This is a genomic window from Azospirillum sp. HJ39, assembly GCF_041507355.1.
Taxonomy (GTDB): domain Bacteria; phylum Pseudomonadota; class Alphaproteobacteria; order Azospirillales; family Azospirillaceae; genus Azospirillum; species Azospirillum thiophilum.
The window spans coordinates 297,965-320,949 of record NZ_CP167912.1; the positions used below are offsets into that span (position 1 = coordinate 297,965).

A 22,985-nucleotide genomic window follows, 5' to 3' on the forward strand; every position below is an offset into this window, starting at 1 on the left:
TCAGTGCGCTCCCGTGTTGCGGGGGTCGAGCAGGGCGCGCAGCCCGTCGCCCAGCAGGTTGATGCCGATCACCGCGGTGGCGAGCGCGAAGCCGGGGCACAGCGCGATCCACGGCGCCTGTTCCACGAAGGGCCGCGCCTCGCTGATCATCAGGCCCCAGTCGGACGAGGGCGGCTGTGCCCCCATGCCGATGAAGCTGAGCGCCGCGCCGAGCAGGATGGCGAAGACCACGCGCAGGCTGGCCTCGACCGCCAGCGGCGGCCAGATGTTCGGCAGGATCTCATGGAACAGGATGTAGGCGGCGCTCTCGCCCCGCAGTCGGGCGGCGGTGATGAATTCCTCCTGCATCAGCTCCAGCGTGATGGCGCGGGTCAGGCGGACCACCTGCGGCACATAGACGATGCCGATGGCGGCGATGGCCTTCCACTGCGCCGGCGGGGTGACGGCCAGCACCAGGATGCCCAGCAGGATCGGCGGGAAGGACATCAGCACATCCATGGCGCGCATGATCGCCTCGCCGACGCGCCCGCCCTTGTAGCCGGCGACCAGCCCCAGCGGCACGCCGGCCAGCAGGCTCAGCGCCGTGGCGGCGACGCCCATCACCAGCGAGCTGCCGGTGCCGACCAGGGTGCGGCTGAACACGTCGCGGCCGAACTCGTCGGTGCCGAACCAGAAATCGGCCCCCGGCGGCTGCAGCCGGCTCATGATGTTCATTTCGTCGTAGGGGTAGGGGGCGAGCCAGGATCCGGCGACGGCGGCCACCACCAGCGGGGCCAGCAGCAGGATGCCGACGACGAGCGAGACCGGCAGGTCCGGCAGGCGTGCCAGGAGGCCGCGGGGCGGCGCCGATTGGACGGGAGTCGCGTCGGTCATCTCAGGAGGCCCTCATGCCGTGGCGGATCTTCGGGTTCACGAAGGCGTAGAGCAGGTCGGCGGTCAGGTTGGCGAGGCAGTAGGCGGCGGACACGATCAGGATGGTCGCCTGGATCAGCGGCAGGTCGTGGCGCTGGATGGCGAACAGCAGCAGCCGGCCCATGCCGGGATAGGAGAAGATCGTCTCGATCACCACCACGCCGCCCAGGATCAGGCCGAAATCGATGGCCAGCACGGTGATGGTCGGCAAAAGCGCGTTCTTCAGCGCATGGCGCAGGATCACCACCGATTCCGGCATGCCCTTGGCACGGGCGAACTTCACGTAGTTGGTCTGCAGCACGTCGATCATGCTGGAGCGGGTCAGCCGGGCGATGCGGGCCAGCAGCATCAGCACCAGCGTGACCACCGGCAGCACCAGATGCGACGCCCAGGGCAGGAAACCTTCGGCGATCGGGGTGTAACCGCCGGTCGGCAGCAGCTTCAGCCAGCTGCCGAACACCAGCACCAGCAGGATGGCCCAGAAGAAGTCCGGCAGCGCGATGCCGAGATAGGAGACGCCGGAAACCAGCTGGTCGGCCAGCTTGCCGCGCTGCACCGCCGCCAGCACGCCGAGCGCGATGCCGACCACCGCCACCACCGCCAGAGCGACCACGGCCAGCACCAGCGAGCGGGCCAGCGCCTCCATCAGGATCGGGGCGATGGGCTGCTCCAGCACCAGCGAGCGGCCGAGGTCGCCCTGCAGGATGCCGGCGGCCCAGCGCCCGTACTGGACGATCAGCGGCTGGTCGAGCCCCAGCTTGACCGAGATGGCGTCGACCACCTCCTTGGAGGCGAACTGCCCGGCGATCATCGAGGCGACGTCGCCCGGCATCGCCTGCGTCACCAGGAAGACCAGGACCGACATGACGGCCAGGACCAGCGCCAGATAGACGAGACGGGTCAGCGTGTAGGCAAGCATGGCAGCATCCCCGGCGGGTAGAGGGGGGACCGGCCGCGCACGCCGCGGCCGGTCCCCGGTTGGCCTCAGTCGACCGACACGTTGCGCAGGTCGAGGAACATCATCGGGTGCGAATGGAACCCGTGGACCTTGGCGCTCATGCCGTTGATGTGGTTGATGACGTAGGGGATGACGCCCGGCGAATCCTCCACCGCCAGCGCCTGGACCTGGGTGTAGAGCGACTTCGCCTCGTCCTCGCTCTTTGCCTGGCGGGCGCCGTCCAGCAGCGTGTCCATCTTCGGGTTGGAATAGCTCCACAGCGCGGTGTTCCACGACCCGCGCGAGTGGTACCAGGGATAGACCGAGGTATCGATGGTCGGGCGGCTGAAGAAGCCGTCGATGTAGAAGCCGGCCTTGCCCTCGATGTCCTTCAGGAAGACGTCGAAGGGCACGCGCTGGACGTTGACGGTGATGCCGGCCGGCTTCAGCAGCTCGCGCACTGCAAGGCCGAGCCGTTCGCGGGTGGCGCGGCCGGCCGGGGTGTGCAGCGTGACCTCGAAGCCGTTGGGATAGCCCGCCTCGGCCAGCAGCTTCTTCGCGCCGGCCGGGTCGCCCTTGGCGATCTTCAGATCCTTGTTGTAGTAGGGGTGGCTCGGCGGGATCGGCGAGTGGGTCGGGGTGCCGTTGCCGAACAGCGCGATCTGGGTGATCGCCTGCTTGTCGAGCGCCATCGCCACGGCCTTGCGCACGCGCGGGTCGTCGAACGGCTTCACCGCGTTGTTCATGATGACGCCGTCCCAGGTCGATGTCGGGACGGAATCGACCTTCAGCTTGGGGTCGGCCTTGACCTTGTCGATGGCCTCCAGCGGCAGATTCCACACCAGATCAAGCTCGCCGGTGGTCAGCGCCGCCACCTGGGCCGCCGATTCCGGCAGGATGCGCACGATCACCTCGTCCAGCTTCGGCAGGCCCGGCTCGAAATAAGCCGGGTTGCGCTTCAGGACGATGCGGTCGCCGGGGGCGAAGGACACGAACTCGAACGGGCCGGTGCCGACCGGCTTGGAGGCCAGCGTGTCGACGGCGTCGCGCGGCACGATGCGCGCCTGACGCTCGCCGAACAGCTCGGCGAAGCCGGCATAGGGGCTCTTCAGCTGGAACTGGACGGTCAGCGGGTCCAGCGCCTTCATCGACTCCACGATCTCGAAATTGACGCGTGCGGTGGAGCCGGTCGCCTTGTCCTGGATGCGGGCGATGGTGGCGACGACGTCCTCGGCCTCCAGTTCGCGGCCGTTGTGGAACTTCACGCCCTTGCGCAGGTGGAAGGTCCAGGTCTTCAGGTCGTCGCTGCGCTCCCAGCGTTCGGCCAGGTCGGGCTTCACCGTCATGTCATGGCTGATGATCGTCAGCCCGTTGAAGATCAGGTAGGCGGCGACATACTCCTGGCCGCCCTTCATCTTGGCGGGATCCAGCGTGTTCAGGTTGGAATCCACCGACACCTTGAGCGTGCCCGCGGCCTGGACCGACATCGCCGTCCCGGACAGGAGGATCGCCGAGAGCACGGCCCGCGCCACCAAACGTCGCATCATCATGAAAGCCTCTCTGTTTGCCGGTCCTTGCGGCGGACCTTGGTTTCCGCTTGTCCGAAACGGTCGCACATGGCCGCGGCCTGTGGAAAGAGTGGCGGCAGGACGGCCAACGGGACGGCGCTTCGCCTAAATTTCATGCATATCGCGGATGCGAACATATTTTGTGCAGTGCACCGCCGCTGAAATCGCTGGTTTTCCTATGTTTTTCCCGAATGGTTCGACAGCCCCGCTTGCTGAAAAAGCGGGCCGCTGCCGGCCCGCCGGCTGCCCATCATGACCGATATTCATCGACATCATGAGCCACGGCCATGGTTAGGCTCGGGTCGAGCAGGCCCGGGAGGCCGGACACCGTCTCCAGCCGCCGCAAGCTCCGGTGGAGACGCTCCGCCCCCTCCGGACCGACCGCGCGGCCGGCGCAGGTCAGGAACTTTGCCGCATGTTCCGCCGCCGACAGCGGGCGGGCCACCGTGCCGCGGGCCGAGGCGCAGAAGCGGTCGATGCGCTCCCCCCTTACCGTCTCGACGTGGATCTCCGCCCCTTCCGGCGCGAGGCGGGCACGGTCGGCATCGGCGGTCCAGCCGGGATCGGCGGTCATGGAAACCCGCTCCATCGCCTCGCGCAAGGCCGGGTCGGCGAGCGTCACGTCGTCGAGATGCTCCAGCCCCAGGGTGCCGTACAGCATCGCGCAGGCGACGGCGAAGGGCAGGCTGAAGCGGGCCTCCCCCGGCGTCGCCGGGCGGTCGTAGGTCAGGTTGGCGGCCACCACCGGGGGAACGCGGCAGTGGACGGCGCGGATGTCGCCGGCAGCAAGGCCCCGCTCCACCATCAGGTCGCGCACCGCGTCGATGGCGGCATGGGCCGACAGGCAGACCGGATAGAGCTTGGTGTCGATGCCGGGATCGAGCAGGCGCCAGCGCCGGCCGAGCCCGTCCAGCGCCGCCGGATCGAAGCGGCCGGCTGCCACCAGCCGGGCGAAGCCGCGCGGATCCTCCACCACCCCATGCGGCACCGCCAGTCCCCTTGCGGCCAGCCGGGCGGCGCGCACCCCGTTCGCCGCCGCCTGTGCCGCGAGCAGCGGCTTGGCCCCGGTGCCGAAGCAGGCGCGCATCCCGCCGGTCCCGCACAGCGCGAAGGCGACGGCGTCGGCCGCCGTCCGCCCGTCCAGCCCGAACGCCCTGGCGCCGGCCGCCGCCGCGCCGACGGTTCCGAACAGTGCCGTGGTCCACCAGCCGGCATGATAGACCCCGTTGCCGACCGCCTCCGCCAGCGCATATTGCGCCTCCGCCCCGGCCACCACGGCGGTGAGCAGGTCGCTTCCGGTGCCGCCTGCCATCTCGACCGTTGCCAGCGCCACCGGAACCACGATGGCGGAGCCGTGGACGAAGCCGGCATAGCTGTTGTCGTCGAAGTCCAGCGCATGGGCGGCGGCGACATTGGCGAAGGCGGCGCCCTCGGCGCACAGCCGCCCGCCGGCCAGCAGCCGCGAGGGGCCGGCAGCGTAAATTTCACACGCCTCGTCCGCGGCCAGCCGGGCAGGCTCCGTACCGGCTCCAGCCAGCGCCACGCCCAGCGTATCGACGATGCAGTCCAGCGCGACCGCGGCGACCGGCTCCGGAATGTCGCTTCGCCGCAAGCCCGCCAGCCAATCGCCGATCCGCCGGGCGGCGGCGGGGAGGGGGGCATCGTCGGGAATCAGGGTCATCGCGGGCGCTCCGGCAGGATTTGCAGACTGCCTGCGAGGCTGCCGTGGAAAATGCCGCACGCTCAGAGGAACAAAATTATTTCATGGTCGGCATGACCATCATTCATAAAGGCGGCGCGCATAAGATAGTATGCAGTCCGCCATTCCGACCGGCCAGCCGCCGCCAGCCCACCTATCGGAGCGCCATGCATCACCGAGACTTCGACCTGGGATCCCTGGAAGTGTTCGTCGCCGTGGCCGAGCTGGGCAGCATGACCCGCGCCGCCGGCCGGCTCGGGTTGACCCAGTCGGCGGTATCGCATGTCGTCCGTCAACTGGAAACCGCCTTCTCCACCCAGCTGCTCGACCGCAGCATCCGGCCGATGGCGCTGACCGCCGCCGGCCAGCGGCTCTGGCATTGGAGCAACCGCATCCTGACCGACGCGCGGCAATTGCCGGCGGCCATCGGCGGGGCCGACGCGCCCTTCATGCCGGAACTGCGGATCGGCTGCATCGACACGCTGGCGGCGCCCTTCATCCCGCGGCTGCTGCAGCGGCTGCGCGACAATGTGCCGTCCTTCAGCATCGCGTCCGGCCTGTGCGGGCAACTGCGCGAGCAGTTCCTCGCCCGCCGCCTCGACGTGCTGTTCACCAACGACAGCTTCGACGACATGGATCAGGTCGACAGCGTGCGCCTGCTGATCGAGCCCTTCGTGCTGCTGCTGCCGCGCAGCTGTCCCGAGATCGCCGACGAGGCGGCGCTGCGCGCCCTGTCGCGCACGTTGCCGCTGATCCGCAGCACGACCGACAGCGCGCTCGGCCGGCTGGTCGACCAGCATCTGCGCCGGCTGGGCATGGAGGTGCCGCGCAGCTTCGCCTTCGACGCCACCGACACCGTGATGGCAATGGTGGCGGAGGAGATGGGATGGAGCCTGCTGCCGCCGACCGCCCTGGTGAAGAGCCGGCAGCATCTGAGCCACATGCGGGTGATGCCGCTGCCGACCTCCGGATTCCGCCGCTCCATCCATGTGGTGACCCGCAAGGGCGAGCTGGGATCGCTGCCCGCCGGCATCCACAAGGCCGGGCGGGCGGTGATCCAGCAGGGCTACTTCACCGACGTTTTCGCCAATTCGCCCTGGCTGAAGCCGCTGATCGGCCGCTGACCGGGGCCATGCACCGGCCTCACCCGACGGTCAGGGCGATGCCGCCGAGACCGGCGATCGAGCCTTCGATCCGGTCGCCCGGCCCGACCGGGCCGACGCCTTCCGGCGTCCCGGTATAGATCAGGTCGCCCGGCTGCAAATGGTAGAGGGTGGAGAGATGGGCGATCAGTTCCGGCACCGACCAGATTAGCAGGCTGAGGTCGCTCGACTGCCGGGTTTCGCCATTCACCCGCAATTCCAGCGGTCCGGCGGCCGGGTGGCCGCAATCGGCGACCGGGACGATCTCCGACAGCACGGCCGACTCCTCGAAATCCTTGCCGATGTCCCAGGGCCGCTGCTTGGCGCGGGCGGCGAGCTGCAGGTCGCGCCGGGTCATGTCGAGGCCGCAGGCATAGCCGTACACGGCATCAAGGGCATCCTCCCGGGCGATGCGGAAGGCCGGCTTCCCGATGGCGACCACCAGCTCCATCTCGTAATGATAGTTCCCGGTCGCTGGCGGATAGGCGACGGTGGCGCCCGACGGCACATAGGTGCCGGGCGACTTGGTGAAGTAGAAGGGCGCCTCGCGGTCGACCTGCACGCCCATCTCGCGGGCATGGGCCTCGTAGTTGCGGCCGACGCAGAAGATGCGGTTGATCGGAAACCGGGCGTCGGTGCCGCGGACCGGGGCGGCGGGACGGGGGGCCGGATCGAAGACGTAGCTGGTCACGTCGGTTCTTCCTTCGATGAGGTGGGATCACTCGGCATCGGGCTGGCGGCCCGGCTCGGCGGCCTGGAAGGCCGGCAGGGCGCGCGCCGCCTCCGCGATGCGGCGGATCGTCGGATAGCCGTCGAGCGGGCAGTTCATCCGCTCGGCGTTGAAGACCTGCGGGACGAGGCAGATGTCGGCCAGCGTCGGCTCGTCGCCGAAGCAGAAGGCGCCGGGCCACGGGGCTGCCGCCAGCATCGCCTCCAGCCCGCGGAAGCCTTCCGCCACCCAATGGGCGTACCAGCCGTTGCGGGCATCCTCGTCCTGGCCGAGACCGTCGCGCAGGTGGTTCAGGATGCGCAGGTTGTTGACCGGGTGGATGTCGCAGGCCACCGCCAGCGCCACCGACCGCACCCAGGCACGCTCGAACGGGTCGCGCGGCAGCAGCGGCGGCGTGGGGTGCGTCTCGTCCAGATACTCGATGATGGCGAGCGACTGGGTCAGCGTCCGCCCGTCCTCCACCAGCGCCGGCACCAGCCCCATCGGATTGACCGCGAGATAGCCGGGCGAGATCTGTTCCTTCCGGCGCAGGTGGATGAAATGCCGGTCCGCCGTCAGCCCCTTCATGGCCAGCGCGATCCGCAGCCGGTAGGCCGCGGACGAGCGGAAATAGCCGTAGACCTCCATCGGCATCCGCCTCACTCCTTCACGCGGTTGCCGCGGTCTTCGCGCCACAGGCCGAGCTTCTGCTGGGCGATGCGGTCGGAGTAGCTGAAGATCACCGCATCCTCGCCGGCATGGTGCGTCACCCATTTCCAGCTCGGCGCTACGAACACGTCCTTCGGCCCCCAGGCGAAGGGCTGGCCGTCGATCGTCGTGGTGCCGTGCCCCTCGACCACCGCGAAGATGGTGGCGTCGGTGCTGCGGTAGGCGCTGGTGGCGAAATTTTTCGGCAGCAGCTGCATGAAGGCCGACATGGTCGGCATCGGCGAGCCGCCGTCCACCGGGTTGACGAAGCGCATCTTCAGCCCGTGGCACGGGTCCCACTCCTGCTGGCGGCGCATCGCCTCCAGCGCCGCGCGGGTGCGGGCATAGGGATAGTTGAAGATGGGGGAGGAGGGCTGCGCCGCCTCGTAATCGACCGGCAGCATGTTGGCGCCGAACCGCGCCAGCGAATGGCCGACCGGCCGGGTCACCGGCTGCTCGTCGTCCGGATGGGATTCGGCGAAGGAGGCGTCGTAGAAGGAGACGGTCGGGATGTCGAGCCCGTCGAGCCAGATCATCGGCCGGTCGCTGTGGTTGCCGTGGTCGTGCCAGGCGCGCGGCGGGGTGATGACGAAGTCGCCGACCTCCATGATGGTGCGCTCGCCATCCACCGAGGTGTGGGCGCCGGCCCCGTCCAGCACGAAGCGGACCGCCGACTGGCTGTGGCGGTGGGCCGGCGCGACCTCGCCGGGCAACACCAATTGAAGCCCGGCATAGAGCGAGGTGGTGATGCGGTTCTGGCCCGGCATGCCGGGATTCTCCAGCATCAGCACCCGGCGCTCGGCCTCCTTGGCGGTGATGAGGGAGCCCGCCTCCAGCAGCAGCTCCTTCATCTCGGCGAAGGCCCACAGATGCGGCACGCAGGCGCTGCGCGGCTCGCGGGTGATGATGGCGCTCATCACCGACCACAGCGGGTTCAGGTTGCGTTTGCTGATCTTGTCGTAATAGGCCTGCCGTTCGGCCGTCTCGGCGGGCGGTCCGGAAATGGACATGGGACGATCCTTTCTGTCAGATTGCGGCGCCGAGACCGGTCACGCCGTAGAGCCACGCCACGCGGTCGTAATGCTGCTCCCGGGTCGAGTTGCCGAGGACCGCGTTGCGCAGCGCCGCCGGACCGCCCGCCGGGTGGTAGACATAGTCGCCCATCAGCCGGGAATTCAGCTGGACCCGGCCGGTGCGGGCGAAGCGGTCGCGGTTGTAGGCGGGGAAGGCGGCATCGAGATCGCCGCCCGTCTCGGCCATGTGGTGGGAGAGGTTGACCGCGTCCTCCAGCGCCATGCAGGCGCCCTGCGCCAGATATTGCAGCATCGGGTGCGCGGCGTCGCCCAGCAGCACGACGCGGCCGTCCACCCAGTTGGGCGTCGGGTCGCGGTCGCACAGCACCCACAGCTTCCAGTTCTCGCCGCGCTCGATGATCCGCTTCGGCCGGTCGGCGATGTGCTCGAAGCCCTTGTGGACCTCCTCCCGGGTCACCGGCACGCCGGCCACCGCCTCCGCGGCGTCGTTGTGGCAGGTGACGACGAGGTTGAAGACCTTGCCGCCCTTCAGCGGGTAATGGACGATGTGGCATTTCGGCCCGGCCCACAGCGTCGCCGCGTTCCAGCGCAGATCCTCCGGCATCTGTTCGGTTGGGATGACCGAGCGGAAGGTGGTGTGGCCGGACACGCGCGGCTGCGCGTCGCCCACCACCTGTGCCCGCACCTTGGAGTGCAGCCCGTCGGCGCCGACCAGCGCCGAGCCGGCCAGCCGCTCGCCGGTGCCGAGCGTGACGGTGACCGACGCGCCGTCCTGCTCGTAGCGCTCGACCGACGCGCTGGTGCGCAGCTCGATCAGGTCGCTGGCCCGGCAGGCGTCGAGCAGCACCATGTGCAGGTCGGCGCGGTGGACGACGGCGTAGGGATTCTTGAAGCGGCGGCGGAACGGCTCGTCGAGCGGGATGGCGGCGATCCGTTCGTCGCGCATCGCGTCCATCAGCACCAGATGGTCGATGTAGACGGCCTTGGCCCGCGCGGCGTCGCCGACGCCGAGCCAGTCGAAGGCATGGAAGGCGTTCGGGCCGATCTGGATGCCGGCGCCGATCTCCCCCAGCTGGGGGGCCTGTTCGAGCACGACCGAGCGGAAGCCCTTGCGGGCCAGCCCCAGCGCGGCGGCCAAACCGCCGATGCCGCCTCCGGCGATCAGGATGGGACGGTCAGGCATGTGGTTGTTCCTCTGCGTAGTCTCGTCTGGTCTCTCACAGCGTGGCGAGCAGCCCGCCGTCCACCGGGATGACCTGTCCGTTGATGAAGCCGCTGGCCGGTCCCGCCAGGAAGACCGCCACCCCGGCGATGTCGTCCGGCGTCCCCCAGCGCCGCGCCGGCACGTCGCTTTCGATGTAGCGCTGGAAGGCCTCGTTCCCCTGCATCGCCGTGGTGAAGCCGGTGGCGACGTAGCCGGGGGCGATGGCGTTGCAGGCGATGCCGAGCGGCCCGTATTCCACCGCCAGCGCCCGTGTCATCGCGGCCAGCCCGCCCTTGGCGGTGGCATAGGCGCTGATGGTGCCACGCGACCCGAAGGCCGAGATCGACGACATCAGCACGATGCGCCCGCCGCGCCGCTCCACCATCGACGGCAGCACCGCCTGGCAGAGGTTGAAGGCGCCGTCGACATGGGTCTTCCACAGAGACGCCCATTCGTCGGGCCGGTAGTCCAGGAAGGCTTTGCGGTTCTGGTTGCCGGCGTTGCTGAACAGGCTGTCGATGCGGCCATGGCGGTCGAGGATCCGGGCGATGCCGGCCCGCACCGCGTCCGGATCGGTGACGCTGAAGGGGGCGGCGGTCGCCTCCAGCCCCTCGTCGCGCAAGGTCGCGGCGGCCCGTTCGGTGCGCTCGGTGTCGAGGTCGTTGATGACGGCGACGGCACCGGCCTGGGCCGCGGCGCGGGCGGCGGCGAAGCCGATGCCGCCGGCCCCGCCGGTGACGAGGAAGACGGAGCCGCCCAGCCCGAAGCGGCTTTCCAGAAATGCCTGAGCGGACATGCGCCGGCTCCTTCCGCTGATGGTGGCAAGGGGGTGGCGATCAGAGCTTCGCCAGCTTGCAGGCGCCCGACGGGGGCGGGGTCGCCTGATCGGCCGGGAAGGACATCGTCACCACCGGGCGCAGCTTGCCGCCGGCCTCGGCGACATGGCCGAAGTAGTTGGGCAGGACCAGCTGGTTGTCCTCGGGCCGGAAGGCCAGCCTGCCGAGGATGGTGTCGAAGCTGCCGCCGCTCATCGCGCGGGCGATGTCGAGCGGCTTGACGCTCCTGGCCTTCTCGACCGCCTGGAAGATGACCTGCATGCCGAGATAGGTCTCGCCCTCGAAGTTCGACGGCTGGTCGCCGTTGAAGTGCTTGGCCCAGGCGGCGGCGAAGCTCCTGTTTTCCGGCGTGTCGAGGGTCGAGCTGTAGTTGATGATGCCGTGGATGCCCTTGGCGGTCTCGCCCATCGCCTGCACCGTGTTGTCGGTGACGAAGCTGACCCCGGCGGTGAAGACGCTGTCGAGCAGGCCGAACTGCTGGGCCTGGGTGGCGAAGCTGACGGCATCGCGCCCGGCCAGCGCCACCCACAGCCCTTCGGCGCCCGACGCCTTGATCTGCTGGATGTAGGCGGCGTAGTCGGTGGCGCCGAGCGGCGGGTAGAGCTCGGCGACGACCGTCTTGCCGTGGGCGGCGGCGGCCTCCTTGAAGCCGGCGCCCGACCCGCGGCCCCAGGCGCCGTCCATGCCGATGACCGCCCATTTCTGTTCCTTGCGCCCGGCCAGCCAGGGCTTGACGACCGCCGCGTCCTGCGCGTCCTGGTGGTTGACGCGGAAGGCGCGGCGGACGCAGCTGTCGCCGGTGATCTTGTCGCTCTTGGTCACGGTGGCGACATAAAGCGCGTCCCAGCGGTCGAGCATCGGCGCAATGGCCAGCGCCTCGCCCGACGCGATGACGCCGGTCAGCACCTTGTAGCCCTCCAGCGCCAGCCGTTCGGACTGCTTGCGGGCGAGATCGGGCTTGGCCTCGGTGTCGAGGATCTTGATCTCGACCTTGTGGCCGGCGATGCCGCCCTTGGCGTTGGCCTCTGCAACGGCGAACTCGACCGCGCGCTTGGCCTGGTTGCCGAGGTCGGCATAGGTGCCGGACATGGCGGTCGGCACGCCGATCTTAAGCGCCTCCTGGGCATGGGCGGCACCGGAAAAGGCGAGGGCGAGCGCGCTGGCGGCGCCGAGCGTGCGGAGCCTAAGGCTGTCGGTCCTGGTCATCGTTTCCTCCATGATTTTGTTTTTTCCCCTCTCCCGCCTTTCTCCCCCTCTCCCCCCTGGGGAGAGGGGGAGAAAGCATCACACCGCGATGTGCTTCTTCAGGCTTTCCTTGGTCAGGGCGGCCATCGCGCCCTGTTCCGCCACCTCGCCCTTGGACAGCACGTAGTAGCGTTCGGCCACCCGGTGGACGAGGCTGTGGTTCTGCTCGATGATCAGCAGGCCGGTGCCGCCGTCGGCGACGTGGCGCAGGGTGTCGGCCAGCTCGTCGACGATCACCGGGGCCAGCCCCTCGCTGGGCTCGTCCAGCACCAGCAGGTGCGGGTTCGCCATCAGGGCGCGGCCGATCGCCAGCATCTGCTGCTGGCCGCCGGACAGCGCCGTCCCCGGCGTGTCGGCCCGCTCGCGCAGGATCGGGAACATGTCGAAGATCCGCTCGATGGTCCACGCCCCCTTGCGGCGGACGGCGGCGCCCAGGATCAGGTTCTCCCGCACCGTCAGGTTGGGGATGATGCAGCGCCCCTGCGGCACCACCGAGATGCCGGCCCGCGCCGCGGTGAAATGGCGGATGTCGCCCACCGCCTTGCCCGCCAGCCGGATTTCCCCCTGCATGCGCCGGGCGATGCCGAGGAAGGCGTTGACGATGGTCGTCTTGCCGACCCCGTTGCGCCCCAGCACGGCGACCCGCTCGCCGGCATCGATGCGGAAATCCAGGTCGTGCAGGATGCGGGCGCCGCCATAGCCGGCGACGACGTCGCGGAAGGCCAGAAGTTCGCTCATGCGGCGCTCCCGAGATAGGCGGTGACGACGTCCGCCGAGTGGCGGATCTCGTCCGGCGTGCCCTCCGCCAGGATTCGGCCCAGCTGGAGGACGGTGATGCGGTCGCAGATGGAGAAGACGACCTCCATGTCGTGCTCGACGATCAGGACGGTGACCTTCCAGCGCTGCGCCAGATCGCGCAGCAGGGTGGCGAGGTTCAGCGATTCCCGCATCGACAGCCCGGCCGCCGGCTCGTCCAGCAGCAGCACGCGCGGCCTGCCGATCAGCGCCAGCGCCAGGTCGAGCCGGCGCTGCTCGCCATAGGCGATGTCGCACGCCTTGGCATCCCCCAGCCCGGCCAGGCCCAGCTCGTCCATCACCTCCCCGACGTTGGGCTTCTCGGCCTGCCGGGCGGCGAGGTCGAGCTGCTCGCGCACCGACAGCTCGGGGAAGATGTTGGTCTTCTGGAAGGAGCGGGCCATGCCGTGGCGGCGGCGCTCCTGCACGCTCATCGCGCCGATGTCGCGGCCGTCCATCCTGACCTGTCCCGACCACACCGCGGCCCGTCCCGACAAAACGTCGATCAGCGTCGATTTGCCGGCGCCGTTCGGACCGATCAGGCCGCGGATCTCGCCGTGCGGCACCGCGATGTCGACCTTGTTCACCGCGAAGAAGCCGCCATAGGGCCTGGTCAGCGCGGTCCCCTCGATGGCGTAGGCGCCGTTCGCGGAGGTGTTCATGCTCCTGCTCATGCCCGGCCTCCCGCCCGGCGCAGGCGCCCGGTCAGTTCGGCCAGGGTTGCGGCGATGGTTCCGGCGATGCCGGCCGGCATCAGCACGGTGACGACGATCACGGTGACGCCGATCATCGCCGGCCAATGCTCGGTCAGGTTCCCGGCCAGATCCTTGAGGAAGAAGAAGATCACCGCCCCCAACGCCGGTCCCCACAGCAGCCGCGAGCCGCCGATGACCGCCATGATCAGCGCCGAGCCGGACAGGCTCCAGTGCAGCACCTCGGGCGAGACGAAGCCGTTGTAGAGCGCGAAGAGAAGCCCGGCCAGCGCCGCCACGAAGGCCGAGATGGCATAGGTCGCGGCACGCGGCAGCACCGTCTTGTAGCCGATGAAGCGGGCGCGCTCCTCGTTCTCGCGGATCGCCTCGGTCAGCCGGCCGAAGGGGCTGCGCACGGTGACGTAGAGGCCGAAGATCACCAGCGCCAGCAGCGTCCAGCACAGGACGAACATCGTGTCGGGCTGCTGCACGGTGGAGATCGGCAGGCCGAACAGGCTGTCGGGCAGCGGGATGGCGAAGCCGTCGTCGCCGTTGGTCAGCCCCTGCGCCTTCATCGCGAACTCGTGGAAGGCCTGTCCCACCGCCAGCGTCAGCATCGAGAAGGCGACGCCCGGAACCCGCACGATCGCCAGCCCGAGCAGGAAGGCGGTCAGCGTCGGCACGGCGAGCGCCAGCACCAGCGCCAGCTCCACCGGCAGCACCCCGTGGCGCAGCAGCAGGCCGAGGCAGTAGGCCGACACCCCGTACCAGGCGGCATGGCCGAAGCTGACGACGCCGTTCTGGCGGATCAGGAAGCCGACGCCGACCGCCAGCATCCCGCCGATCACCGCCTGCGTCAGCAGCGTCAGCACCAGCACAGAGCCGACCACGCCCGGAAGGCCGAAGCCGGCGGCCAGCGCGACGGCCAGCAGGATCCAGGAGAGATGCGACAGGCGGGGCGCGTCGATGCGGCCGGCGGTCATGTTCATGGTTGCGCGGCTCATACGTGGCTCCCTGCGAATCCGGTCGGCCGCCACACCAGGACCGCGACCATCAGGAGGAAGGGCACCATCGTCGCCGCCCAGGGGACGTAGATGATGCCGAGATTGTGGATCTGGCCGATGGCGAGCGCCGCGATCAGCGCGCCGGAAAAGCTGCCGAGGCCGCCCACCACCACGACGATGAAGGATTCGATCAGGATCGACCCGCCCATCGACGGCGACAGCGCCAGCAGCGGGGCGGCGATGGTGCCCGACAGGCCGGCCAGCCCGGTGCCGATGGCGACCACCAGCGCGCTCACCCGGTCGGTGTCGACCCCCTGCACCGCCGTCGTCACCGGATCGACGCTGGAGGCGCGGACGAACAGCCCGATCCGGCTGAAGCGCAGCCAGAGGGCCAGCGCGATGCCGACCGCCGCCGCGACGGCGATCACCAGCAGGCGATAGGCCGGGAAGGGCTCGCCCAGGATCTCGACGCTGCCGGCCAGCATCTCCGGCAGGGGCAGGGACCGGGTCTCCTTGCCCCACACGGTGTGGGCGAGATCCTCCAGGATCAGCAGCAGCCCGAAGGTGACCAGCACGGTGGCGATCGGGTCCTGGCGGCGCAGCGGCCGGAACACCGACACGTCGAGCAGCACGCCGGCCGCCGCCAGCACCACCGCGGCCCCGGCGACCCCGGCCCAGAAGCCGGCGACGGTGGCGATGCTGAAGCCGACATAGGCGCCGATCATGAACAGGCTGCCATGGGCGAAATTCACCACCCGCCGCAGCCCGAAGATCAGCACCAGCCCGACCGACACGATGAAGAGCAGGCCCCCATAGACGAGGCCGTTGAGAATCTGGATCAGCAATGCGTTCGCCATCTTGGGGGCTCCCTTCGATGCCGGTCAGCGCAGGTAGGCGCCGCCGTTGATGTCCAGGACCACCCCGCTGAGGAAGGAGGCGGCGGGCGAACAGAGGAAGGCGATCGGCCAGGCGATCTCGTCCGGCGCGGCCACGCGCGGCACCAGCTGCGCCGCCACCGCCGGGGACGGCTGTCCGGCGATCATCGCCGTCGCGGTGGCGCTGGGGGCGACCGCATTGACGCCGACATCGGGCGCGGCCCGGCGGGCCAGCCAGCGGGTGAAGGCGTGGACCCCGCCCTTGGAGACGACGTAATGCGCGCCGGTGGTCGACATAGTGCCGCCGGTCCAGCCGGCGACCGAGCCGACCAGCACGATCCGCGCGCCGCCGCGCGTCCGCATGCCGGGCAGGAAGGCGCGGGCGAACTGCATCGGCGCCAGCAGGTTGACGTGGATGATCTCGTGGAAGGACTCCTCCCACTCCAGCGCATCCCAGTCGTCGAAGGCGATTGCCCCGGCGTTCAGCACCAACGCGTCGACGCCGCCGACGGTTTCGGCCAGCGCGTCGATGGCACCGCGGTCGCGGACGTCGCAGACATGGGCGGTTGCCCTGGGGGCGGTCGCCCCGGCGCCGGCTGGCGCCAGCTCAGCCGCCAGGGCCGAGCAGTCGCGGATGTCGGTCAGCACCAGCTCGGCGCCCAGCGTGGCGCAGGCCCTGGCCGTGGCCGAGCCGATGCCGCCGGCCGCCCCGGTGATGAGCACGCGCTTGCCCGTCAGGTCGAACGGGGTCGAAGCGGGTGGAATAGAATGCTGTGGAACCGTCATGGCGTCCCTTTCCCTCCTTTTTCTCGCGGAGCTTCGCGCAAGGGGCAGGGCACGCCGCCGGCGTCGGCCATTTCGCCGCGCCGGCCGGCCCTGCCCGGTGAAGGGCGTTCTTTGCCCCCGCCGCGTCCCCGGCTGTCCGCTTGTCCGTGAAAGACGTCTCTGGAAGACCGCCCGCCGTGTTCGGCGATGCGCCGGCCGCCGCGCCATGGCGCAGCCGTTTTGTGAGTATGCTGTCAGAAAGCTATCTGTCAGTAAGTGTACTGTCAATTGGCTTTTTGGAAGATCGGCATCACGAATTGTCAATGCGACGGATCGACACCGCGCGGCTTAGGCTCTCCCCGTTCACCCCATGAAATCAGAGGAGTCCGCCATGCACCGCGCGTTCAGCCATGACGCCGCGTCGATCGGCATCGTCGGGGCCGGCACCATCGGATCGGGCTGGGCCGCCCTTTTCCTTGCGACCGGACGGCGCGTGACGGTCGTCGACGCCGACCCGCAGGCGATGGCCCGCCTGGGTCCCGCCATCGAGGCGGTGGCCGGCGACCTGGTGGCGCTCGGCGTCGGCGACCCACGCGCCCATTGGGACCGGCTGACCGCTGCCGGCGGCGACTGGGAGGCGCTGGCCGGCGTCGATCTGGTCCAGGAGAACGGGCCGGAATCCCTGGCCGCCAAACGCGGGATCTACGCCGCCGTCGAGGCGGTGGTGCCGCCCGGAACCCTGATCGCGTCGAGCACCTCCGGCCTGATGCCGAGCGATCTGCAGGAGGGCGCCCGTCATCCCGAACGGATCCTGATCGGCCATCCCTTCAACCCGCCGCACCTGCTGCCGCTGGTCGAGATCGTGCCGGGCCGGCAGACGGCGCCCGAGGCGGTGGCGGCGGCCGAAGCGGTCTATCTTGCCGTCGGCAAGGTGCCGGTGGTCCTGCGACGCGAGATCGCCGGCCATCTGGCGACCCGGCTGGTGGCGGCGCTGTGGCGCGAAGCGGTCTATCTGGTGGAGCAGGGCGTCTGCGATCTCGGCGACATCGACCGCGCCATCGCCGCCGGGCCGGGACCGCGCTGGGCGGTTCTCGGGCAGGGATTGTCCTATCACCTGGGCGGCGGGGCGGGCGGGCTGGCCCGCTTCCTGGAGGTGTTCGACGCCCCGATCCGCTCCTGGTGGGACGATCTCGGCACCCCGGTCTTCGATGCGGAGAGCAAGCGGGCGCTGGTCGCCGGGGCCGAGGCGCTGGAGGCGTCGGTCGGCGGGCGCGACGCGCTGGTCCGCATGCGCAACGAGGCATTGCTGGCGGTGCTGCGCGCGCCGGGTCCGCTCTCCGCCCGGCCTGTGGACGGGGAGCGGACGCCGGACTGACGCCGGCCGAACGGCAAAGTGGCCCGAGGGCCAGGGATACGGACCGGCAGCGTCAGCGCGCCGCCGCCCGTTCCTCCCGGCCAACCGCCGCCGTGGCGGCGGCATCGCTCTTGCCGGCGGCATGCATGGCCAGCCGGTAGGCGAAGACCAGCGCCGGGCCGAGGGTCGTTCCCGGGCCGGGGTAGGTGCCGGCCATGATCGAGGCCATGTCGTTGCCGCAGGCGTAGAGCCCCGGGATCGGGTCGCCGCCCTCGCCGAGCACCTGTCCGTCGGCGTCCGTCGCCAGCCCGGCGCTGCAGGCGATCTCCGCCGGCCAGACCGCGACGGCGACGAAGGGGGCGGCCTCGATCGGCTTCAGGCACGGGTTGGGGCGGTTCTCCGGATCGCCGTTGAAGCGGTTCAGTTCGCTGTCGCCCTTGCCGAAATCGAGGTCGCTTCCGGTCTGCGCGAAGCCGTTGTGGCGGCGCACGCTGTCGGCCAGCCCGGCCGGATCGACGCCGATCTTGCGGGCGAGCGCCTCCAGCGTCGGGGCGGTGGTCAGGTAGCCGCTCTTCTCGTGCGGCGCCAAATTGCGGGTGCCGGGATGCACCACGCCGAGGCCGTACCGGGCGACGAAGGCGGAATCGCAGACCAGCCAGGCCGGCATGGTCGGCACCAGCTTGTGCGAGTCGAACATCGCCTCCACGAAGTCGTGGTAGGAGGCGCCCTCGTTCACGAACCGTCGGCCGGCTGCATTCACCGCGATCAGGCCGGGCTTGGCGCGGTCGAGCGCCAGATGGGGGAACAGCCCCCTCCATGTCCCCGTCCTGCGCGTCACCGACACCGGCGTCCAGAAGGCGCCGCCGCGATGCTGGTCGCCGTCGATCTTCGCGCCGACGGCCTGCGCCAGGGTCAGCCCGTCGCCGGTGTCGGTCTCGCAGGCCAGCGAATGGACGGGGACCGGCTGCGGCATGAAGGCCTTGCGGAACCCGCTGTTGTGGGCGAAGCCGCCGGTCGCCAGCACCACCCCCTTGCGGGTGCGCACCCGCAGCGTCCGGCCACCGCTTTCCACCACGGCGCCGATGACGCGGCCGTCCTGCCGCCCGTCCTCCCTCAGGATCTCGCGGATGGCGGTGTCGAGCCGGATCGGCACCTTGCGCTTGCGCAGGCTGTAGAACAGACGGGCCACCAGCGCGTTGCCCATGACGATGCGCGTGCCGCGCGGATATTTCCGCCGGTCGGCCAGATAGCGCAGCAGCAGCTTCGCCGCATGGGTGAAGTTCGCCACCGATCCGAAGCGTCCGATAAGGCGGGGGATGTCGTCCTTGCCGACCATCATGCCGCCGAAGATCATGAACTCGCCGATGGGCGGGCGGACCAGCCGGAAATCCTCGCCCAGCAGGCGGCCGTCGAACGGTTTCGGGACGATCGCCCGTCCGGTCACCGCGGCCCCCTCCATGTTCTGGCGATAGTCCGGATGCCGGCCGCAGGGCAGGAACTGGACGTCGGTGCGGGTGTCGTAATAATCGATTGCCGCCGGCCCGGTCTCCAGATAGGCGCTGCGCAGGTCGCGGCCCTTGGTGCCGCCGACCAGCCGGTCCATGTAGATCTCCGCCTGCGCCGGGCTGTCGTCGTGGCCGGCGCGGCGGTTCTGCGTGTTGCCGGGGATCCAGAGCGTTCCGGCGGAGGTGGCGGCGGTGCCGCCGATCTGCGTGGATTTCTCGCAGACCATCACCTCCAGGCCTTCCAGCGCGCCGACGAGGGCGGCGGCCATGCCGCCCGGCCCGGCGCCGGCCACCAGGAGATCGACTTCGGCATCCCACGCGGTAGCTTGTGCCATTCCCTATGCTCTCCGTTTCCTCCCGCGCGGTCGAAGGTTCTTATCGTCGCTTGACCTTTCGACCGGCTGCGGCCTTGCCGCGTTTCGTGGTTCCGTCGGCGGCGGCGGGCGGTGCGCCCGTATCCTCGGCAGCCGCCTCGCGGTCGACCACCAGCCGCAGCGACGACGGCAGCGTGTCGTTGTGCAGGTTGACCAGTTGGGTCAGGAGCTGGATGAAGGTCTTGCGGTCGGCCGGCCGCAGGGGTTCCAGGATGCGGTCCTGCACCCGTTCGACCGCCGCGGTGACGGTGACCAGCATCTCCCGGCCTGCCGGCGACAGGTAGAGCAGCTTGATCCGCTTGTCCCCGTCGCTCGGGCGGCGATAGATGAGGTCCTTGGCCTCAAGCCGCTCGATGACGCCGCCCAGCGTCGAGCGGTCGAAGGCGATCAGCCCCGACAGCCGGGTGGCGTCGACCCCCGGAGTCTCGTCGATGGCGACCAGCGCCGCATATTGCACCGACGTCAGATCATGGACCGCGCATTCCTCGGTGAAGAGCGCCGTCGAAATCTGCTGGGCCCGCCGGAGAAGATGTCCGGGTTTTGCGTAGAGTTCATCCATGGCCATGCGCGCACCTGTCGATCCTGTTCATGTTGCGGTGATACTCCCATACGGAAGCCGCCGGTAGCACAACCCGCATGACCCGCGTCCGCATCCTTTCGCAATCCGGAGCGCAGGCCCGGGCCATCGTCCGCTCCGCCAACGATATTGACAGGACACAATCAGTATGTAAGCTGACATTACGTATGCTGTCAATATTCGCGATGCATGCGCCGGACGTCCGATGCCGGTCCGGTCCGCCCATCGTCTGGCCGCCATTCCGCCCGCCATCGGGCCCCCATCGAGGTTCCCCGCATGTCCCCCCTTCGCATCGCCGTCGCCGGTGCCGGCGTCATCGGCAGGACGCACATCGAGGCCATGTCCTCCAGTCTCCGGCAGGATGGGCACCCCTGCCGGCTCTGCGCCATCGTCGATCCGGGCGACGGGGCCCGCGCGCTCGCCGGCCGGCACGGGGTGACGCACCATGCCGACATCGAAGCGCTGCTGAGCTCCGGCGAGTTGCCGGACGGCGTCATCGTCGCCACCCCCAACGCCACCCATGCGCCGATTGCCATCGCCTGCATTGGGCGCGGCATCCCGGTGCTGGTGGAGAAGCCGATCGCCGACACGGTGGAGGCGGCCCGGCGCCTGACCGCTGCGGCGGAGCGTGCCGGCGTGCCGCTGCTGGTCGGCCACCACCGCCGCCACAACCCGATCCTGCGGATGGCGCGCGAGGTGATCGGGCGCGGCGATCTGGGCGCGCTGGTGACGGCGACGATCCTCTACACCTTCCTCAAGCCCGACGGCTATTTCGACGCGGCATGGCGGCGGGAGGAGGGCGGCGGCCCGATCCTGATCAACCTGATCCACGAGATCGACACCCTGCGCTTCCTGTGCGGCGACATCGAGAGCCTGCAGGCGGCCAGCTCCAACCGGACGCGCGGCTTCGCGGTGGAGGACACCGCCGCGGTGCTGCTGCGGCTGCGCGGCGGGGCGCTGGCGACCGTCAGCCTGTCTGACGCCGCCGCCACGCCCTGGAGCTGGGACATGACCACCGGCGAAAGCCCGCAATTCGCCCGCCAGCATGTCCCCACCCATTTCTTTTCGGGCACCCATGGATCGCTGACGGTGCCGACGCTGGAACTCTGGCGCTACGAGGGCGGGCGCGGCTGGCTCGACCCCTTCACCCGGACGGCATTGCCGCTGAAGCCCGGCAACCCATACGCCCTGCAGCTGGCCCATTTCGCCCGCGTGATCCGCGGCGAAGAGGCGCCGGTCGCCGGCGGCGCCGATGCCACCGATACCCTGCGCGCGACCCTGGCGGTGAAGGAGGCTGCGGCCACCGGCCGCCCGGTCCGACTGACGGACGCATGACCCGGCGGGGTGGGGGCTGCGCATCGCCGTGCAGCCCCCCGGCGTTTCTGCCGGCTCAGGCCAGCGCGGTGTCCGGCTGCCCGGTCGTGACCGGCAGCGTGCGGATGGGCGAGAAGGAGGTCGGATACATGATCCGGTTCTCCATGGTCATGATCATCGGCCGGATCTTCGCCAGACAGCCTTGCCATTGCGGGTTCCCGGCCAGCTGCGCCCGCCGTGCCCGCCGGTCCTCCAGGTCGGCGTAGGCCCAGAGATGGACGAGCTGGTTCTGGGTGCCGAACTCGGTCACGAAATAGCCGAGGAAGCCGCCGAGGATCGGCTTTTGTGCCGGTAGCCCCTCCGTCTCGTAGATGTGCAGATAGTCGGCGAGGCTGACGCCGGTGTGCAGGACATAGGTGCGTTCTTCGACAACCACTGGAAACTCCCTGTCCGATGCCGTGTGGATGCTGGGGGGCGCCGTCATTGCTTCGCGACGAGGGCGCAGGCCGGATCGAGCGGCTTCCAGGCCTCGTCCGCCGGGATGGTCGAGGCCAGCTTGTAATAGTCCCAGCGCCCCTTGGATTCCCGCGGCGTCTTGACCTGGAAGAGATACATCGGGTGCAGCTTGCGCCCGTCGACGCGGATCGACCCCTGGCCATAGGCGTCGTCGTCGGTCGGCAACTCCTTCATGCGGGCGACGACGGCCCGGCCGTCGGCATCGCTGCCCAGCGACTTGACCGCCTTCAGGTAATGCGTCACCTGCGAGTAGACCGACGCCTGGTAGGCGGTCGGCATCTTGCCGTGGCGCTCGAAGAAGCGCTTGGAGAAGGCGCGCGTCCTGTCGTTCAGGTCCCAATAGAACGGCACGCTGAGCAGGGTCCCCTGCGCCGCCTCCAGCCCGAGCGCGTCGATGTCGGTCAAATACACGGTCAGGCCGGCGAAGCTCTGGCCGCCGTCGAGGATGCCGAACTCCTTGCCCTGCTTGACCGTGCTGGTGAAGTCGGCGGTGGCGTTCGCCAGCCCGATCACCTTGGCGCCCGATCCCTGCGCCTGCAGCAGGTAGGAGGCGAAATCGGCCGAGTTCAGCGGCGCCCGGACCGAACCGACCACCGTGCCGCCGGACTGCTTCACGATGTCGCCGGCCTGCTTTTCCATGTCGTGGCCGAAGGCATAGTCGGCGGTGATGAAGAACCAGGAGGTTCCGCCCTGCTTGACGACCGCGCGTGCGGTTGCGTTGGCCAGCGCGTAGTTGTCGAACGCCCAGTGCACATGGTTGGGCGTGCAGGAATCGCCGGTCAGCCGGTTGGTGTTGGAGCCGGACACGATGGCGACCTTGTTCTTGTCGCGCGCGATCTCGACCACCGCCAGCGCGACCGAGGAGTTGGCGATCTCCGCGATCATGTCGACGCCCTGGACGTCGTACCATTGCCGCGCGATGGCGGCGCCGATGTCCGGCTTGTTCTGGTTGTCGGCGGCGACCACCTCGACCGGCGTGTCGCCGATCCGGCCGCCGAAATCCTCCACCGCCATGCGGGCTGCGGTCGCCGACCCCTGTCCCATGATGTCGGCATAGAGGCCCGACTGGTCGTTGAGGACGCCGATGCGGACGACATTGCCGGTGTAGGCGCCAGAGGCGGCAGGGGCGGTGCCGCAGGCCAGCAGGGCCAGCCCGAAGCCCAGGGCCGGGGCAAGTGCCGGGATGCGCGTGTTCATGATGGTCCTCCCAAAGCTCGTGT

At 69.7% G+C, this 22,985-nt stretch carries 22 protein-coding genes; 3 read left to right on the forward strand and 19 right to left on the reverse strand.

Annotated elements, in window-relative coordinates:
* From ABMY26_RS28925 to ABMY26_RS28940, 4 genes are all read right to left on the reverse strand, one after another.
* Complete coding sequence (locus ABMY26_RS28925; RefSeq protein ID WP_082109180.1) at nt 1-873, reverse strand: ABC transporter permease; 873 nt, start codon at nt 871-873, stop codon at nt 1-3.
* A 1-nt stretch (nt 874) separates the two neighbouring features.
* A complete protein-coding gene (locus ABMY26_RS28930; RefSeq protein ID WP_372399627.1) occupies nt 875-1,831 on the reverse strand; it encodes an ABC transporter permease in 957 nt (318 codons plus the stop codon).
* A gap of 65 nt (nt 1,832-1,896) precedes the next feature.
* Nucleotides 1,897-3,399 carry an ABC transporter substrate-binding protein gene (locus ABMY26_RS28935; RefSeq protein ID WP_372399628.1) on the reverse strand — a complete coding sequence of 501 codons (1,503 nt, stop codon included), beginning with the start codon at nt 3,397-3,399 and terminating at the stop codon, nt 1,897-1,899.
* A gap of 268 nt (nt 3,400-3,667) precedes the next feature.
* Complete coding sequence (locus ABMY26_RS28940) at nt 3,668-5,098, reverse strand: MmgE/PrpD family protein (RefSeq protein WP_372399629.1); 1,431 nt, start codon at nt 5,096-5,098, stop codon at nt 3,668-3,670.
* 185 nt (nt 5,099-5,283) lie between these two features.
* Here ABMY26_RS28940 and ABMY26_RS28945 point away from each other — a divergent pair, with 185 nt between their 5' ends.
* Entirely contained in the window at nt 5,284-6,240 is a 957-nt protein-coding gene (locus tag ABMY26_RS28945; protein WP_372399630.1) for a LysR family transcriptional regulator, read from the forward strand.
* A 19-nt stretch (nt 6,241-6,259) separates the two neighbouring features.
* Here the strand turns inward: ABMY26_RS28945 and ABMY26_RS28950 are convergent, their stop codons facing one another.
* From ABMY26_RS28950 to ABMY26_RS29000, 11 genes are all read right to left on the reverse strand, one after another.
* Entirely contained in the window at nt 6,260-6,949 is a 690-nt protein-coding gene (locus ABMY26_RS28950; RefSeq protein WP_372399631.1) for a fumarylacetoacetate hydrolase family protein, read from the reverse strand.
* Between the two features lie 27 nt (nt 6,950-6,976).
* A complete protein-coding gene (gene maiA / locus ABMY26_RS28955; protein WP_372399739.1) occupies nt 6,977-7,615 on the reverse strand; it encodes a maleylacetoacetate isomerase in 639 nt (212 codons plus the stop codon).
* A gap of 11 nt (nt 7,616-7,626) precedes the next feature.
* Nucleotides 7,627-8,685, reverse strand: coding sequence for a gentisate 1,2-dioxygenase (gene gtdA, locus ABMY26_RS28960; protein WP_372399632.1), 1,059 nt, complete (start codon nt 8,683-8,685; stop codon nt 7,627-7,629).
* 16 nt (nt 8,686-8,701) lie between these two features.
* The gene (locus ABMY26_RS28965; RefSeq protein ID WP_372399633.1) at nt 8,702-9,892 is read right to left on the reverse strand and encodes a 3-hydroxybenzoate 6-monooxygenase; all 1,191 of its coding nucleotides are present in this window, start codon (nt 9,890-9,892) and stop codon (nt 8,702-8,704) included.
* A gap of 34 nt (nt 9,893-9,926) precedes the next feature.
* Entirely contained in the window at nt 9,927-10,709 is a 783-nt protein-coding gene (locus ABMY26_RS28970; protein WP_372399634.1) for an SDR family NAD(P)-dependent oxidoreductase, read from the reverse strand.
* 40 nt (nt 10,710-10,749) lie between these two features.
* On the reverse strand, nt 10,750-11,955 hold the full coding sequence (locus ABMY26_RS28975; protein ID WP_372399635.1) for an ABC transporter substrate-binding protein: 1,206 nt from the start codon (nt 11,953-11,955) through the stop codon (nt 10,750-10,752).
* A gap of 78 nt (nt 11,956-12,033) precedes the next feature.
* Entirely contained in the window at nt 12,034-12,732 is a 699-nt protein-coding gene (locus tag ABMY26_RS28980) for an ABC transporter ATP-binding protein (RefSeq protein WP_372399636.1), read from the reverse strand.
* Nucleotides 12,729-13,463 carry an ABC transporter ATP-binding protein gene (locus ABMY26_RS28985; RefSeq protein ID WP_372399637.1) on the reverse strand — a complete coding sequence of 245 codons (735 nt, stop codon included), beginning with the start codon at nt 13,461-13,463 and terminating at the stop codon, nt 12,729-12,731. Before ABMY26_RS28985 ends, ABMY26_RS28980 begins: the two co-directional genes overlap by 4 nt.
* Nucleotides 13,460-14,485, reverse strand: a complete 1,026-nt coding sequence (locus tag ABMY26_RS28990; protein ID WP_372399638.1) for a branched-chain amino acid ABC transporter permease — start codon at nt 14,483-14,485, stop codon at nt 13,460-13,462. The genes ABMY26_RS28985 and ABMY26_RS28990 overlap by 4 nt, the downstream gene beginning before the upstream one ends.
* A complete protein-coding gene (locus ABMY26_RS28995) occupies nt 14,482-15,342 on the reverse strand; it encodes a branched-chain amino acid ABC transporter permease (RefSeq protein WP_372399639.1) in 861 nt (286 codons plus the stop codon). The genes ABMY26_RS28990 and ABMY26_RS28995 overlap by 4 nt, the downstream gene beginning before the upstream one ends.
* Before the next feature lie 24 nt (nt 15,343-15,366).
* Nucleotides 15,367-16,146 carry an SDR family NAD(P)-dependent oxidoreductase gene (locus ABMY26_RS29000; RefSeq protein ID WP_372399640.1) on the reverse strand — a complete coding sequence of 260 codons (780 nt, stop codon included), beginning with the start codon at nt 16,144-16,146 and terminating at the stop codon, nt 15,367-15,369.
* Between the two features lie 370 nt (nt 16,147-16,516).
* Here ABMY26_RS29000 and ABMY26_RS29005 point away from each other — a divergent pair, with 370 nt between their 5' ends.
* Nucleotides 16,517-17,500 (forward strand): 3-hydroxyacyl-CoA dehydrogenase family protein, encoded by a 984-nt coding sequence (locus ABMY26_RS29005; protein WP_372399641.1) that lies wholly within the window; start codon nt 16,517-16,519, stop codon nt 17,498-17,500.
* Nucleotides 17,501-17,552: 52 nt separating this feature from the next.
* Here the strand turns inward: ABMY26_RS29005 and ABMY26_RS29010 are convergent, their stop codons facing one another.
* Nucleotides 17,553-19,319, reverse strand: coding sequence for an FAD-binding protein (locus ABMY26_RS29010; RefSeq protein WP_372399642.1), 1,767 nt, complete (start codon nt 19,317-19,319; stop codon nt 17,553-17,555).
* 40 nt (nt 19,320-19,359) lie between these two features.
* Complete coding sequence (locus ABMY26_RS29015) at nt 19,360-19,923, reverse strand: MarR family winged helix-turn-helix transcriptional regulator (RefSeq protein WP_372399643.1); 564 nt, start codon at nt 19,921-19,923, stop codon at nt 19,360-19,362.
* 288 nt (nt 19,924-20,211) lie between these two features.
* On the opposite strand from ABMY26_RS29015, the gene ABMY26_RS29020 reads away from it, so the two are divergent.
* Nucleotides 20,212-21,270: a Gfo/Idh/MocA family protein gene (locus ABMY26_RS29020; protein ID WP_372399644.1), complete on the forward strand. Its 1,059-nt coding sequence runs from the start codon at nt 20,212-20,214 to the stop codon at nt 21,268-21,270.
* A 55-nt stretch (nt 21,271-21,325) separates the two neighbouring features.
* Here ABMY26_RS29020 and ABMY26_RS29025 read toward each other — a convergent pair whose 3' ends face one another.
* On the reverse strand, nt 21,326-21,685 hold the full coding sequence (locus ABMY26_RS29025; RefSeq protein WP_045584194.1) for an NIPSNAP family protein: 360 nt from the start codon (nt 21,683-21,685) through the stop codon (nt 21,326-21,328).
* Between the two features lie 44 nt (nt 21,686-21,729).
* Nucleotides 21,730-22,962, reverse strand: a complete 1,233-nt coding sequence (locus tag ABMY26_RS29030) for an ABC transporter substrate-binding protein (RefSeq protein WP_372399645.1) — start codon at nt 22,960-22,962, stop codon at nt 21,730-21,732.
* Between the last annotated feature and the right edge of the window lie 23 nt (nt 22,963-22,985).

What these genes read in the sequence shown, in the direction of transcription:
- ABMY26_RS28990 (WP_372399638.1), bottom strand. Translation starts at nt 14,485, where the DNA reads ATGAGCCGCGCAACCATGAACATGACCGCCGGCCGCATCGACGCGCCC.
- ABMY26_RS28985 (WP_372399637.1), bottom strand. Translation starts at nt 13,463, where the DNA reads ATGAGCAGGAGCATGAACACCTCCGCGAACGGCGCCTACGCCATCGAG.
- ABMY26_RS28935 (WP_372399628.1), bottom strand. Translation starts at nt 3,399, where the DNA reads ATGATGATGCGACGTTTGGTGGCGCGGGCCGTGCTCTCGGCGATCCTC.
- ABMY26_RS28980 (WP_372399636.1), bottom strand. Translation starts at nt 12,732, where the DNA reads ATGAGCGAACTTCTGGCCTTCCGCGACGTCGTCGCCGGCTATGGCGGC.
- ABMY26_RS28975 (WP_372399635.1), bottom strand. Translation starts at nt 11,955, where the DNA reads ATGACCAGGACCGACAGCCTTAGGCTCCGCACGCTCGGCGCCGCCAGC.
- ABMY26_RS29010 (WP_372399642.1), bottom strand. Translation starts at nt 19,319, where the DNA reads ATGGCACAAGCTACCGCGTGGGATGCCGAAGTCGATCTCCTGGTGGCC.
- ABMY26_RS29015 (WP_372399643.1), bottom strand. Translation starts at nt 19,923, where the DNA reads ATGGCCATGGATGAACTCTACGCAAAACCCGGACATCTTCTCCGGCGG.
- ABMY26_RS29000 (WP_372399640.1), bottom strand. Translation starts at nt 16,146, where the DNA reads ATGACGGTTCCACAGCATTCTATTCCACCCGCTTCGACCCCGTTCGAC.
- ABMY26_RS28940 (WP_372399629.1), bottom strand. Translation starts at nt 5,098, where the DNA reads ATGACCCTGATTCCCGACGATGCCCCCCTCCCCGCCGCCGCCCGGCGG.
- maiA (WP_372399739.1), bottom strand. Translation starts at nt 7,615, where the DNA reads ATGGAGGTCTACGGCTATTTCCGCTCGTCCGCGGCCTACCGGCTGCGG.
- ABMY26_RS28925 (WP_082109180.1), bottom strand. Translation starts at nt 873, where the DNA reads ATGACCGACGCGACTCCCGTCCAATCGGCGCCGCCCCGCGGCCTCCTG.
- ABMY26_RS28970 (WP_372399634.1), bottom strand. Translation starts at nt 10,709, where the DNA reads ATGTCCGCTCAGGCATTTCTGGAAAGCCGCTTCGGGCTGGGCGGCTCC.
- gtdA (WP_372399632.1), bottom strand. Translation starts at nt 8,685, where the DNA reads ATGTCCATTTCCGGACCGCCCGCCGAGACGGCCGAACGGCAGGCCTAT.
- ABMY26_RS28995 (WP_372399639.1), bottom strand. Translation starts at nt 15,342, where the DNA reads ATGGCGAACGCATTGCTGATCCAGATTCTCAACGGCCTCGTCTATGGG.
- ABMY26_RS28930 (WP_372399627.1), bottom strand. Translation starts at nt 1,831, where the DNA reads ATGCTTGCCTACACGCTGACCCGTCTCGTCTATCTGGCGCTGGTCCTG.
- ABMY26_RS29005 (WP_372399641.1), top strand. Translation starts at nt 16,517, where the DNA reads ATGCACCGCGCGTTCAGCCATGACGCCGCGTCGATCGGCATCGTCGGG.
- ABMY26_RS28965 (WP_372399633.1), bottom strand. Translation starts at nt 9,892, where the DNA reads ATGCCTGACCGTCCCATCCTGATCGCCGGAGGCGGCATCGGCGGTTTG.
- ABMY26_RS28945 (WP_372399630.1), top strand. Translation starts at nt 5,284, where the DNA reads ATGCATCACCGAGACTTCGACCTGGGATCCCTGGAAGTGTTCGTCGCC.
- ABMY26_RS29030 (WP_372399645.1), bottom strand. Translation starts at nt 22,962, where the DNA reads ATGAACACGCGCATCCCGGCACTTGCCCCGGCCCTGGGCTTCGGGCTG.
- ABMY26_RS29020 (WP_372399644.1), top strand. Translation starts at nt 20,212, where the DNA reads ATGTCCCCCCTTCGCATCGCCGTCGCCGGTGCCGGCGTCATCGGCAGG.